The following is a 14132-nucleotide window of genomic DNA, read 5'->3' on the forward strand; positions in this document are numbered from 1 at the left end:
TTTACTTTCCTGTGATCTCTATGTCATAGAATTCTACTCTTGCATCCTGTGCCAGAAGTCCCGTCTCAAACTCAGGCTTCGCATATATTCTGTATGTAAACGCCACCTGTTCTCCGACAAATACCTCCACCATATCATGGTCAACGATGATCTTCACATCTATCTCGCTGCCCTCTGTTATGTCAAATGTCTTCTCGCACACTCTGACACCATCAGGGCCCGGCTCCGTTGCAGGAGGCACAGCCTGACAGGACTGAACCCAGAACGGGTCAACTCCCATAGGAAGATTTACCAGTGACACTCTCTGCATGGCCACATCGAACTCAAGGAGAAGGCATCCGCTTGCTTCCTTGTCTGACTTGAGCAGTATACCGAAATGGTCATACACCTCTCTAGGCATGATCTTGCACTTCAGCATGTAGCTCTCCTCGTTGTGTCCAAGGAATCCGTATGTACATGTGCTTACTGAATCCATCTCAACCAGTCTGTCTCCGTGAAGCTCTGCATTTCCAAGTACAGGGATGTAATCCCATGCCACAGGCTTCTCAAATACATGCTCATATTCCTTTGGAAGCTTTACGTCAAGTCCTCCATCCGCTGTGGCAACTACCTCATGCGGCACGCAGAAGGTTCCGCCCCAGTACCATTCACCTCTGTCGCTTCTGTCTGCTCTGTCGTGAGCCCAACCGAAGTAGAAGCGTCTGCCGTCATCATCCTGCATGGACTTGGCTGCGTAGAATCTTCTTCCGCCTATGCCATCCTTCTTTGGCTTTCTCCATGGGCCAAATGGTGACTTTGCAACTCTGTATATTGTATTTACATATTCTGAGAATCTTGAGTATGAGAGATACCAATTATCTCCCATCTTGTACATCTCAGGGCACTCAGGACAGTTGGTGTGTCCCGGCGAATATATCGGTCCGTAATATTCCCAGTTGACAAGATCCTTTGATCTGTAGAGAACTATACAGCCCCTTCTGGTTATCGGCATATCCAACCTTCTCGCTGATATGAGGATCCAGTAACATTTGTCCTCCTCATTGTAGAATACATATGGATCTCTCCAGTCAAGCTTCTCGTAAAGCTCTATCATAGGTGTGATGACCGGATTGGCTGCATCCTTCACCCACGTGATTCCATCGTCGCTTGTAGCGTGGCATATGGTCTGCTGATACTCTGCGGTGAGGCAGTAGCCTGTATAGAATGCATGGTATTTGCCCTCGCCATATATAACTGAGCCTGTCCACACTCCTGATGCATCCGGCTCGTCGCCCTCGCCCGGATAGAGCGCTGTAGGAAGCTCCTCCCAGTGCACCAGATCATCTGATACACTGTGGCTCCATGTTGTTCTGAGTCTTGCCGGGTACACTGTTGTTCCCGGAGGGGAAGTCAGTGAGAATATATGATATTTGCCCTCGTGGTAGAAAGGTATTGCATCTCCCGTGGAATCCGCGAAGGACATCTTTCTAAAAATCTCCATATTATCAGTCCTCTCTTTCTACTAGTTTGCTGCCAGTTTCTTCTTCTTGAGAAGCTCAAGCTTGCCCTTCTGTCCATCAAGGAGTACCGCACATGCGATGATAAGACCCTTGATGATGAGCTGCCAGTATGATGACACTCCGATAAGGTTAAGACCATTTGAGATGATTCCGATGACCATGGCACCAAATACGGTTCCACTGATCCTTCCTTTACCTCCTGTCATGGATGTTCCGCCAAGTACGCAGGCTGCGATGGCATCAAGTTCGTATCCGCTTCCTACTGAAGGCTGGCCTGAGTACATTCTTGAACAAAGTACAAGTCCTGCAAATGCTGAGAGAAGTCCAGATATTGTAAATACTATGATCTCTATCTTCTTGATAGGTACACCTGAGAGTCTTGCAGCCTCGCGGTTACCACCTATCGCATATATATATGTTCCAAACTTTGTCTTACTGAGGATGAAGCTGAACAGTATGATGAGCACTACCATGTACACTACAGGGAGTGGGATCACATTGAACAGGTATCCTGTTCCGATCTCGATGAAGAGCTTGTTGGTGATACGTGTTGACTGTCCACCTGTGTAGACATAAGCTATACCACTTGCTATGTTCATCATGGCCATTGTGATGATGAATGCAGGCACCTTGAAGTTAGCAACTATAAAACCACTTATAAAGCCCGCTGCTGTACCAACCAGAAGTCCTGCTACTATTGCAACGCCGAGAGGGAGTCCCTGGTTAACTATAAATCCTACGGTCAGGGTTCCCGACATGGCTACTATCGATCCAACTGACAAGTCAATGTGTCCAAGTATTATTATCAGTGTCATTCCAAGTGCTATGTATGTGTTGATCGATATCTGTCTAAGCACTGATATGATGTTGTTGGTCGTGAGGAACTTGTCCGTGGCAAGTGCTACCGCCACACACATGATTATCAGAACCACTATGATTCCTATGTTGCCCTTGACTATGGATGTCAGGGGATTGTTCTTTAATATAGAAGTTGCTTTTGAATTCTTCTTTGTCTCGCCCATATTATTCGATACCTCCTGCAGCGTATTTCATTATCTCTTCCTGTGAGAGCTCGTCCTTTGACAGCTTCTTCACGAGTCTTCCGGCTCTGACCACACATACGTTGTCGCACATGTTGATGATCTCAGGAAGCTCACTGGATACCATGATTATCGCTATGCCTTCCTTTGCCAGTTCATTGATTACTGTGTATATCTCAAATTTTGCATTTACATCCACGCCTCTGGTCGGCTCATCCAGAATAAGTACATCCGGCTTGGTCGCAAGCCATTTGCCCAGAACCACCTTCTGCTGGTTTCCACCTGACAGGCTGCCCGCCTCAATCTCTGGCGATGCCGCCTTTATCCTAAGTCTCTGTGAATAATGGTCTATTACCTCGCCGCGCTTCTTCTCGCTTATTGCGATTCCATTCATATAGAATCTGAGGGATGAGAGTGTGAGGTTGAATGCCACGCTGTTGCCGAGTACCAGTCCCTGTTTCTTTCTGTCCTCCGGAACCAGTGCTATGCCTGCCTTGATAGCCTGCATTGGATTCTTGAAGTGAACCGGCTTTCCTCCGAGTATCACCTCTCCCGATGTAAGCCGTGTCGCGCCAAATACCGCCTCCATGATCTCACTTCGTCCGGCACCGACCAGACCTGAGAAGCCCAGGATCTCGCCCTTGTGTACCGAAAAACTTATATCTTCAAAGACACCTGTCTGGGAAAGATTCTTTACCTCCAGAGCAACCTCTGCCTTGTCCATGTCGCAGTAATCTCTTGCATAGAAGCTCTCCAGATCTCTTCCTACCATCATCGCAACCAGCTCATTCGGGCTTGTCTCTGATGTCTTTTTTGTTCCTACGTATGCACCATCCCTGATGACGGTAACTCTGTCAGATATCCTGAAGAGCTCCTCCATTCTATGGGAGATGTAGATTATACTTACCTGTTTCTTTCTGAGATTCTCAATGATCTCAAATAACTGCTCCACCTCTTCATTTGAAAGTGATGAGGTAGGCTCATCCATAACTATGATCTTACCGTTGAATGAGACCGCCTTGACGATCTCCACCATCTGCTGCTGTGCGATGGTCAGATTTTCTACTATAGTGTCTGCTTTTATATTCACACCGAGGGATGATATCATCTCCTCTGCTCTTCTGTTCATCTCTGCAAAGTCCAGCGTTCCGAGCTTTGTCCTTATCTCTCTGCCGAGAAACAGATTCTGTGCCACCGAAAGATATGGAACAAGTACGATTTCCTGATGTATTATTCCTATACCATTTTCTCTGGCAGCCGGAACTCCGTTGATCTTGACCTCCTTGCCATTTACCTTGATGATTCCGCTGTCGGGCTGGTAAATTCCGCCGAGGACCTTGATCAGTGTGGACTTTCCTGCACCATTCTCACCGAGCAGTGCATGTACCTCTCCCAGCTCAAGGGAAAAGTCGATGCCACTTAAAGCATATATTCCGGAGAAGCTTTTCTTTATCCCTATCATTTCCAGAACTGTCTGTCCCATATTAAACCTCCAAGTTTCTAAAATAGATCTTTTGTTATCCTGCTTTTTCGGGATCTCGGCCGGAGATCTAAGATCCCCGGTCTCTCCCGTGTTATATACACCTACGTTGTGTCATGTATGTCCAGCCGGGGGCAGCCCCGTGCTGTTACTGCCGGCTTCGATCCGGCCTTACTGCCAATCGTTAACTGTCTGCTCAGCCTCATCCTTGAGTACGAGGTGTGAGTCAAGATATACCTTCTTCTCGTCGATGGTTGTATCTCCGCCCACATACTTCTGTGCTGCGTTGAATGCGTACTCAGCAATCTGTACAGGAACCTGACATGCAACTGCTGTGAACTCACCGTCAAGGAGTGCCTGCTTGCCATCTGGTGAAGCATCGATACTGTACACGCCGATCTTGCCAGTCTTATTTGCTGCCTTAACCGCTGCTGCAGCGCCAAGTGCTGAAGGATCATTGATACAGAAGAATGCCTGAAGATCTGTGTTTGCTGTGATGATATCCTCTGCAAGGCTCATTGATGCATCAAGTGCTGCCTCGCCATCCTGCTGTGCTACGATGTTGAACTTATCCTTGTTATCACCGAGTCCGTCAAGGAAACCATTTACACGGTCTACACAACTCTCATTTGATGGGAAGTCAAGGATCGCAATGTCTGCTCCGTCCGGATAATCCTTAGCCATCTGCTCACCGACAAGCTGTCCTGCCATGTAAGCATTTGTTCCAACGAACTGTGTTACGAAGTTCTCTATGTCATCCTCGATAACTGCTGTATCTACATTGAAGATTGGGATTCCTGCATCCTTGATCTCTGCAAGACCTGATGTGATACCTGCTGAATCAACCGGGATGATGAACACTGCGTCGTATCCACTATTTGCCACGTCTGATAACTGGCTGAGCTGTGTGTTCAGATCGTAATCAGGGTCAAGACAAGTGTATGAAATTCCATTTGCATCGCAGAGCTCCTTGAGCTTTGCATCGATCGAACTCTGGAATGTGTTGTTGAGTGTGTTTGTACAGAATGCAAATGACAGGTCAGATGACTTTGTGCTCTCCTGTTTTGTACCTGATTCAGATGAACCGTTGCCCGAAGCGTTCCCTGAACCTGATCCACAACCTGCCAGTAAACTGAGTGACATGCACAGGCATGCTCCAACTGCTAATAACTTTTTAAATTTTCTCATAATTTTTACCTCCAATATCATGCGTTTTATTTTGCTAACTCGTTGTCGAAAAACTGTTTACAACCGGTTTAATTTACGTAAATTTTAAACTGTTTTTCGTCCCTTGCATGTTTTGATGATATAGCCTTTGTCGGTTATTGTCAATATCAAGTGTTTTATTTATTGTTTATTCGTCATTATGTACAAATAACACCCGATTGCATTATAGGGTTCGCAGGTCTTTTATTATTTTTTACGTAAATATTTTACGATATGTCATATTTATGGGATTTGTAGTGTATGATTGACACCCGTTACTTGTCACCTTGTATCTTGTAATCTTGTCCTTTGTCTCCGGTACCACTTCCCCGGGAATTTTCTCTTTTGGGTGTGGTTACAGCAACTTGGACACAAAATTGTATCCTTTGGAACTTCTCAGGCGAAAAAGATACAATATTCCGAAGTCTTGTATCTAAACACAAAAAATCCGCCAGAGAGATATTTTTCTCTCTGACGGATGTCATATCACCTTAGTCTGTCCGGCATGGACTCATGAAAGATTTCCTTCCATGCAAGCCTGAGCTGTTTCGGCTCGACCTGATACGGCTGAACTCCCACATACTTTGGAAGCTGTTCTTCACTTACCAGGGACTTGGCAACGACTGCCGCGGCCGCCCTTCCCTGCTCGTATGGTCTCTGTGTGCTGAGTCCTTTGACTATTCCTTCCTCCATGCACCGGGCTATACCATGGTCAAGATCAGTTGTGAACACCGCCACATCCTCCCTGCCAAGCTCCTTGAGTGCCTTTATAGCCAGAAGTGCCGGGCGATCCCAGCTCACATACATTGCCTCAATTTCAGGATTGGCAGTTATCACGTCCTTGGCTACCTGATATGCATTGGATATCTCTCCAAAACTCCTGATCGTAACTATGTCAATATCAGGATAACTGTCCTTGATTATCCTCTCAGCGGCGGTATCCCTGACTCTTGTTCCGTAGAATGCCGCACCATGAATAATGAAGCCTGCCTTTTTTTTCTTATTCTCCTTGCAGTATTCCCCCAGCATTCTTCCAGTGTTCGTTCCGTTCTCCGACTCATTTACTGATACACAGGACACATAGCTGTTCTTGGACATGCCATCCGGAACATTGCTTATGAACACCAGCTTTGACACCTTGGAAAGCTCCTGAAACTTCTCTCTGGTACGACTGTCATCCGCCGGAATAGCTATAACTGCGTCCGGCTTCTGAAGCCTTATTCCATCGAGCTGTGCATTCTGAAGTTCAGAGTCAAAGTGTGCATCCATAACCGACACCACATCTATTCCGAACTGCTCCAGCTCCTCACGTATACCCTTCTCATGAAGCTCCGCCCAGGACGTACCGGTATAATGAAATGATATGGCCACTCTGAAATGTCCTGCCTTCAGCCTCTGTTTTTCCTCCTTCGTCAGCACCACGGAATCCGGGGCAGCTGCCTTATCTCCAAATGGTCCATTATCCAGCATCTTGGTGGATTTCCTGACAACCAGTTCCACATCGGCATAGCAGTCATGGGATATGGCCGCACCTGTGTTGATCTTCTCAAAAAGCATTCCAACTGCCTTGGCGCTTAAGCCCTTCACATCTCTTCTGATTATGGTAAGCGGAGGATATGTAAGTTCCGACCAGCTCTCATCACCAAACCCAACCACAGATATCTCTCCCGGACAGTCGATTCCCATATCTCTCAGCGTCTTCATGAGATAGAGCGTTATTCTGTTGCCTCCCGCAAGGACCGCGGTCGGCCTGTACCTGCGGAGCGCCTTCTGGATGACGAGCATACAGTCATCCTCGCCATTTTCCAGGGTCACATCCACTATATTTGCATCATTTGTATTGATGTTGTACTTCTCCAGCGCATTTAAAAAGCCCCTGGTCCTCTCGTCCTTCGTCGTGCTGTCCGTGCTCTCCCGGAAGAACAATACATTCTTGTGTCCGCTGGACAACAGATAATCCGCCCCTTTGAATATCGCCTCACGATCCCTGAACTCAACGGAATCTATTCCCTCACCGAGTATATTTCTCTCCACACAGACAAATGGAACACCCGACTGTATGAGCTTTGTATAGTTAGATGCCACATCGCTCACCGGCGCATGTATGATACCCGCAACCTTCTTGTTCACCAGAAGTCCGGCAAGCACCTGCGCCTCCTCCTTGAGATCATTATCTGTTATCGCCACAAGGAACTGATATCCTTGTACACTGACAAGCTGCTTCACATAAGCTACCACATCTCTGTATATCGTACTTTCAATGTTTGGAATGACTGCAACTATCGTGGACTCCCGGCCAACCAGCAGTTTTCTCTCCTTATCTGCTATCTTATTCTGATATCCGGTCTCTACTATGATCTTCTCTATCTTATCCACAAGCTCAGGTCTTACATACCTTGTCCTGTTTATAACATGTGATACAGTGGCTATGGACACCCCGGCCATATCCGCTATTTCTTTTATCGTAACCTTGCTTTTACTCATACAGCATCCTTTCTCCCTTGTAAGCCATATACATCAGTTCTGCCAATTGATATTCTCCCCCTGGATAAGCGGATATCTGGCAAGCGAACTGCTATCCAGATCCTCTCTGTTCATATCCACTGCATTTATCTGATGACCCTCGTAGGTATTGTAATAGTATATTCCCTTGTCAGCATTGCAGCAGGACGTGTATATGGTGATCTCATATTTGTCCGCTGCCACCTCGCAGCAGCCCCTCTGCTGATCCACAGAGCCAAGTATGTGGAAGAACTGGCTTACACTCTCAGCCTCTGAATCTGCGGACATACTGTTCTGTTTTACAAATGCCACCCGGGCAAATCTCGACGTGGATGACAGGTCTCCCGGAAGTCCTATGGCCCCCATGCCACGGCTGTAAGTGACAAGTCCCACCTCTGGTGCAAACGTGTTCACCGGCTGCTTTGGTGACAGCCCCATATACTGATTGAGCAGGAACATCTGCTGAGGAAATGGCGGGTTGTTCGTGAGAACCCCAACCGGATTCTCATACACATGCAGCCCATCTGCCATACACTCCACTGTTATTGCACCATTTCTGTCTGCAATGATCCAGTGGAGCTGCGCTGTAGGAAGCTGCTCAGAAAATGGTGTGCCGGTCAGGTTCATCCTGTCCAGAGCTACCCTTGCCTCACCCACGCTGGCGCAGCTTCCGAGTATCCACGGGATGAACTCGTACTGGGCTACATTGTCCCTCTCACCACTCTCATCCGCTTCCTGATACACTGCATTTCCGACAAAATTCAGGCCTGCCATTCCAAGCCCCTTCTCATTTATAGCATCGTAGTAGAGAGGATATCCCCCCGCCACATGCGCCATGCCTATCATTGCATAGTGACTGTTTTTCCTTCCCATATATCTGAATTCAAACGGATAATTTCTCGGAGTCACGGTAATCTCATCGCCGTACGAGAATTCATAATCCAGCGTTCTTCCAAAATAGAAATCCTTTGTCTTATATGTCGCTGCTGTACACATATTTTGTCTCCTTTCAAATCTCTGCAGATAATCATATCGTCAGTTCAAAGCCATAACAGCTCTTTTCAAATCCATAGTGTTCATAGAAGCCATGTGCCCCTGTCCGCGGAAGACCGGAATCAAGGGTGATGGCCTTACAGCCCCTCTGCTTTGCAAGCTCCTTTGCATGATCCAGGAGTGCCACACCATATCCCTTGCCGCGGTCCTCCTCTCTTGTTATGAGGCTTGACACATAGCATGTGAGTCCCGACATCCAGAATGTATTGAAATAGTCTCCATGGCACATGCCCCTGCAAATGCCTTCATCCCATAATAAAAACGCAAAGCTGCGTTCGTCATCTATAACGTCCATATATACTTTGCGTATTTCTTCCCTGTCATATGTATTATATGTCCATAATTTTTCTATAAAATCAAATACAATATCAAAATCCTCTGCTGCCGCTTTTCTGATCTCTATAATGACATTCTCCTTTCCATTGAACACCAGCCATGCAAAATTTGCCTTCGGCAAATGGCTGGCGCTACATGTCAAGTTTTCATAGAAAACTTGACACATCCATTGAACACCAGCCATGCAAAATTTGCCTTCGGCAAATGGCTGGCTTAAACTGACTTTGCACCGTCAACTAAATTACAGCCAATGCTTACATTATAGAATATCAAAGTGATTATTAACAGACCACCACTCATAAATTTATTATAAAATATCCCGGTAAAAAGTGAGGAGGCAGATACGCACAACACTGTATCTGCCTCCTCACTTTTATATCTTTGTCTCCACATCCGGGAATTCAAGTACTATCTCGAATCCATTCTGCCACTTTGAATTTGCCGTCACTGTGATACCCAGATCATGCGCCATCTCACTGACAAGATACAGTCCCATGCCCGTTGCATGCTTCCTGTTCTCACCCGAATCACCCGTGACACCCTTCTCGAATATGTATGGCATGTCACAGCTCTTTACACCTATGCCATTGTCACTCACGGACAGCAGCTTTTTGTTGCCCGCCGTCCAGAAGTCAAATGATATCTCCGGCTGTTCATTTGTGTATTTCATGGAATTGCTCACAAGCTGACCGAGTATAAACTGCAATCCCCTGCGGTCACTGTACACTGCTCCGTTCTCAAGACATTTTCTGACCCGTATGCCCCTCTCCTCAAGCAGTGATCTGTAGTCAGCTATCACCTCATCCACGCATTCTTCCACATCTATGCTCTCCATGAAATAATCCTTGGAATCGCTTTTCAGTCTGGCGTAGTAGAGCATCTGATCCACATAGTTCTGCATCTGGCTGGTCACATTGTCCATCTTCGTCACAACATTATGAGGCAGCTCATCTCTCCTGTTGTCCACCACAAATGTCAGCAGAGAGATGGGGGTCTTGATCTCATGTGCCCAGTTCTCCACATACTCCTGATAGTCCCTGAGCTGTCTGCCACTCTGCATCACTGAATCTCTCAGATCGTGAAGCTCCTCCGACAGCACGCTCACATATTCCTGTTCAGAAGCCCCGCACAGGCTCCTCATTTCTATCTCGCCCTGTTCATCCGGGGCAGCGACAAATCTCCTGAACGCCTCAATTTTCTTCCTGTCCTTTATACACAGCACCGAGCACACCGCCGCGAACAGTATCACAGTGAACACGCCAACCAGCACCCCTATTCTGACAAATGCCTCTGGTGCCACAAGCCACATGAAGAAGCAGAACGCCACGTCTGTCAGAAGCAGCAGACCAAGCCAGACAATATTCTGTTTTATAACAAGTCCAAATCTTTTCATATTCTCTCAATTACTCAAGCTTGTATCCAACGCCTCTTACAGCTATGATCTTTGCCTTTATATCCAGTCCCGCCATTGTCTTTTTGAGTCTTGTAAGATTCACCTGCAGGGCATTTTCATCTATATACTCCGATGTGCCCCACACTGCCTCACAAAGCTTCTCCTTAGACACGACATCTCCTCCGTTTGTCATAAGTGTTTCAAATATACGTCCCTGATTCTGTGGAAGCACCGCAGATCTCCCATCTATATACAGAGTGTATGTCTGAGTGTCCAGAAGAAACCCTTCTCCTTCGATCAGGTTCTGTCTGCCCTCGTACCTCTTGAGCACATTTGCCACCCGGGCCAGAAGCCGCTCACGGCGACATGGCTTCGTGAGGAATTCATCAGCGCCCAGCTCCAGCGCATGGAGCTCGTCCTTTAGCTGGTCCCTCGATGTGAGAACCAGCACAGGGACAGAGCTCCGCCTCTTGATCTCCCGGCATATGTCAAAGCCGCTCCTGCCAGGAAGATTGATATCCAGCAGAAGAATATCCGGAGCCATGTCCAGTATCTGTTCTATTATGTTGTCAAATCCATCTGGCTTAACTGCCCTGTATCCTGCCTTTGTCAGCATATCCAGAAGTTCATCGCACATGAGGACATCGTCCTCAACCACCATCACACACTTCACCGTTTACTCAACCCTTTCCGGTGTCATCATCGCCATGAGATATCTGTTGCTTGAGCGTTTCACCGCTGTCATATAGATATATTCTACCACACACAACAGGATTATCATAACCGCAGCTATGATAAGTATCTGTTTCACTCTGCCGCGCATGAATTCTGACAGGATTCCCGTGAGCAGAGCACGCACACCGAATATACTGCTGACCGCCGCCACGGCAACCGGGATTCCAAAATACCAGCCCACCTGTCTGTTTGCTGAGCTGCAGAGCATTTCGTATGTCGCGCCAAGCTTCACAAGGGTTCTGTACCTTCTGCCGGACTTTCTCTGTCCCATCAGGAACTGAACACCGATTATGGTATTTGCAATTATGAGGAACACCACCGCCAGATAAAGCGTTATATATCCTGCAGCCACCGTGTAGAACATATTTCTTCCTATGTTCTGCAGATAACTCTCGCAATCAGCGTTTATGCTCTCAAAATCTATGCCGTCAAGCTTCTCATTTTCATCCATTATGGCTTTCATGAGGCCCTTACCGTCCACGATATCCTTTTTGAGAATGGCATTTACATATAACTCGTAATTGTCATTTGTCAATCTGGCAAATGTATCATCGTCCACGATAAGTCCGAACGACAGGGTTATCGATGAATCTGTCACGATCTTCGTGGTCTGGACCTCTCCGATCAGATGATACTCATCTCCTCTTACATCCACCTCCGGACTCTCTGCCAATACCTCATTCAGTAAACCCCTGCGGTAATCAGTAAAGAAATCCGTATAGAGTGCCAGTTCATTTTCTCCGAGCTCCAAAGGCTCCTTTCCCGCAGCCTCAAGCACCTTGTTGTACGCACTCTCCTGGATCAGGTAAGGGTATGTCATGTAAGACATGTTATTTATAAGCACATCCCTGTCCTCTGAAACTTTGAGTTTTTCAAGCTCAGATATGACATTCCCCACGTTCACAGCATCATCATGGGACTCATTTTCACCCATCTTTATATAACCAAGCTTCATATCGAATACGTCCGAGAAATCCTCCAACACGCCGGCTTCCTCCAGCTTCGCGCGGATATTCCTGCTGTCCGCCTCAGCGTCATCCCCATATGAGGCAAATGTATAATCGAGCACATGATACGTATTCTGTCTGGATATACATATGCCAACGCCCGAACCGCAGCAGCACAGAGCGCCGAGTATGAGTATCGAGCTTATTGCAAGCGTTCCAGATTTTGTTACCACATTTTCGTGTATCTGCCTGAAACCGAACACAGCAAGTGGTTTTGAGCCATTTGCACGTCTGGCCAGTGCATCAACAAAGAGCCTGAGACCGAAAAACAGCAGGAACATGCCAACAAATCCCAGTGTTATGGTGACCGCCATATATTTTACGCTGATCCACGAATAGCCGCCTATTCCCTGACAGTATGCAATGACCAGCGCAACAAGACCGAAGACTGCACTCACACCATACACAGGAGCCGGAAGCTGTTTCTTCTCTGTCTCCGGTGTATCTACAAGGAGATCGCCTATCTGCTTTCTTGCAAGCTTACCGCTCAGTATGAGAAATGCTGCAAGCTTTATCGCTACAAATCCAACAGTTGTCAGTATGACTGCCTGCAGTGAAAATGATACGTGATGACCTATAACGCCAAGACCTACCAGTCTGGCTGTGAGAAGGCTGACCACCTCAGACACCAGGATCGCTATAGGAAGTCCGATGAGCAGAGCCACTACGCTGCTGCCCAGATCCTCCGCCATCAGCAGGGCAAAAAGCTTTGATCTTCTCATCCCCATCATTATATACATTCCAAGTTCGTGCCTCCGTCGTTCGAGCTGGTATTTGCTTGCATAGTATATAAGAAAGAACAACATGACCAGTGAAAATACATAGAACACCGCCGCTATCTGAAGAAGACTGTTCACCGCATCGCTTTCAAGACTTCTCAGGAATATCATCACATCCTGATGGGACAGCGCCAATATGATATAAAATGCCACTATGGACACAACCAGCGAAGCGAAGAACAGACCATTCTCTTTCCTGCTTCTCCTGCTGTTCCTCATTGCGAGTTTAAAGAACATTTGCGCTGCCTCCTCCCATCTGCGCCATCAGCTTGAGTATCCTCTCATAAAACTCCTGCTGCGACTCTCTCTCCATATCTCTTCTGAGCTCATGGAATATCCTGCCATCCTGTATGAAGAGTATCCTCTTGCAGAAGCTGGCCGCATTTGAGTCGTGGGTCACCATAAGTATGGTAGTGTTGTCATCCCTGTTCAGTCCCAACAGCTTCTCCATGAGTGACTTTGCATTTCTTGAGTCGAGTGCTCCGGTCGGCTCGTCCGCAAGAATGATCCCCGGATTAAGTATGAGCGCTCTGGCGGCCGCAACCCTCTGTCTCTGACCACCAGACATCTGCGACGGGAATTTGTCAAGCACGTTATCTATCTCCAGATATGATGAAAGCTTTTCCAGTCTGCTTCTGCTCTCATCCTCGGATACACCGTGTATTGACAACGGAACCATAATGTTCTCTCTGCCTGTTAGATTGTCCAGAAGTTCAAAGTTCTGGAACAGATAACCTATCTCCCTGCCTCTGTACTGCGCAAGCTTCGCACCTTTAAGCACCTGTATCTCTTTGCCCTGGAGCTCTATGGTTCCGCTGTCAGGCTTTATGACCGTTGCGATACAGTTCAGCAGTGTGGACTTTCCCGATCCACTGCTACCCATGATGCCAAGGAACTCCCCCGGCATGATCTGAAATGATATGCCGTCCAGAGCCTTAGTCTGGTTTGGCTTTTTGCCATAGTATTTCTTCAGTGATTCTATCTTTAATAAACTATCCATATTGTTCACCTTTCTTATTTTCATGGGGTCGGAGTGCTATCACGGACTTTTGCTCGTTGCCCACGTTAATACAAAAGCAGCGCCGCTCTGATATCATAATAT

Annotated in this window: 11 protein-coding genes; all 11 read right to left on the bottom strand. The window is 47.1% G+C overall.

Going from position 1 to position 14132, the window contains the following annotated elements; genetic code table 11:
* Nucleotide 1: 1 nt before the first annotated feature.
* On the bottom strand, nt 2-1480 hold the full coding sequence (locus tag DW025_RS03690; RefSeq protein WP_008402272.1) for a glycoside hydrolase family 32 protein: 1479 nt from the start codon (nt 1478-1480) through the stop codon (nt 2-4).
* A 21-nt stretch (nt 1481-1501) separates the two neighbouring features.
* Nucleotides 1502-2521: an ABC transporter permease gene (locus DW025_RS03695; protein WP_004849902.1), complete on the bottom strand. Its 1020-nt coding sequence runs from the start codon at nt 2519-2521 to the stop codon at nt 1502-1504.
* 1 nt (nt 2522) lies between these two features.
* Nucleotides 2523-4022 carry a sugar ABC transporter ATP-binding protein gene (locus DW025_RS03700; protein WP_119998751.1) on the bottom strand — a complete coding sequence of 500 codons (1500 nt, stop codon included), beginning with the start codon at nt 4020-4022 and terminating at the stop codon, nt 2523-2525.
* A 168-nt stretch (nt 4023-4190) separates the two neighbouring features.
* Nucleotides 4191-5207, bottom strand: coding sequence for a sugar ABC transporter substrate-binding protein (locus DW025_RS03705; protein WP_118758142.1), 1017 nt, complete (start codon nt 5205-5207; stop codon nt 4191-4193).
* 504 nt (nt 5208-5711) lie between these two features.
* Nucleotides 5712-7709, bottom strand: coding sequence for a LacI family DNA-binding transcriptional regulator (locus DW025_RS03710; RefSeq protein ID WP_119998753.1), 1998 nt, complete (start codon nt 7707-7709; stop codon nt 5712-5714).
* A gap of 33 nt (nt 7710-7742) precedes the next feature.
* Nucleotides 7743-8723, bottom strand: a complete 981-nt coding sequence (gene bsh / locus DW025_RS03715) for a choloylglycine hydrolase (protein WP_119998755.1) — start codon at nt 8721-8723, stop codon at nt 7743-7745.
* 31 nt (nt 8724-8754) lie between these two features.
* Nucleotides 8755-9237: a GNAT family N-acetyltransferase gene (locus DW025_RS03720; protein WP_243104880.1), complete on the bottom strand. Its 483-nt coding sequence runs from the start codon at nt 9235-9237 to the stop codon at nt 8755-8757.
* A 252-nt stretch (nt 9238-9489) separates the two neighbouring features.
* Entirely contained in the window at nt 9490-10509 is a 1020-nt protein-coding gene (locus tag DW025_RS03725) for a sensor histidine kinase (protein WP_119998757.1), read from the bottom strand.
* A gap of 10 nt (nt 10510-10519) precedes the next feature.
* On the bottom strand, nt 10520-11170 hold the full coding sequence (locus DW025_RS03730; RefSeq protein ID WP_117874886.1) for a response regulator transcription factor: 651 nt from the start codon (nt 11168-11170) through the stop codon (nt 10520-10522).
* A 15-nt stretch (nt 11171-11185) separates the two neighbouring features.
* On the bottom strand, nt 11186-13267 hold the full coding sequence (locus DW025_RS03735; RefSeq protein WP_119998759.1) for an FtsX-like permease family protein: 2082 nt from the start codon (nt 13265-13267) through the stop codon (nt 11186-11188).
* Nucleotides 13257-14030 carry an ABC transporter ATP-binding protein gene (locus DW025_RS03740; RefSeq protein WP_117874890.1) on the bottom strand — a complete coding sequence of 258 codons (774 nt, stop codon included), beginning with the start codon at nt 14028-14030 and terminating at the stop codon, nt 13257-13259. Before DW025_RS03740 ends, DW025_RS03735 begins: the two co-directional genes overlap by 11 nt.
* Nucleotides 14031-14132 lie beyond the last annotated feature (102 nt).

The sequence above is a fragment of the Coprococcus sp. AF38-1 genome, assembly GCF_003603945.1.
In the GTDB taxonomy this organism is placed as follows: domain Bacteria; phylum Bacillota; class Clostridia; order Lachnospirales; family Lachnospiraceae; genus Coprococcus; species Coprococcus aceti.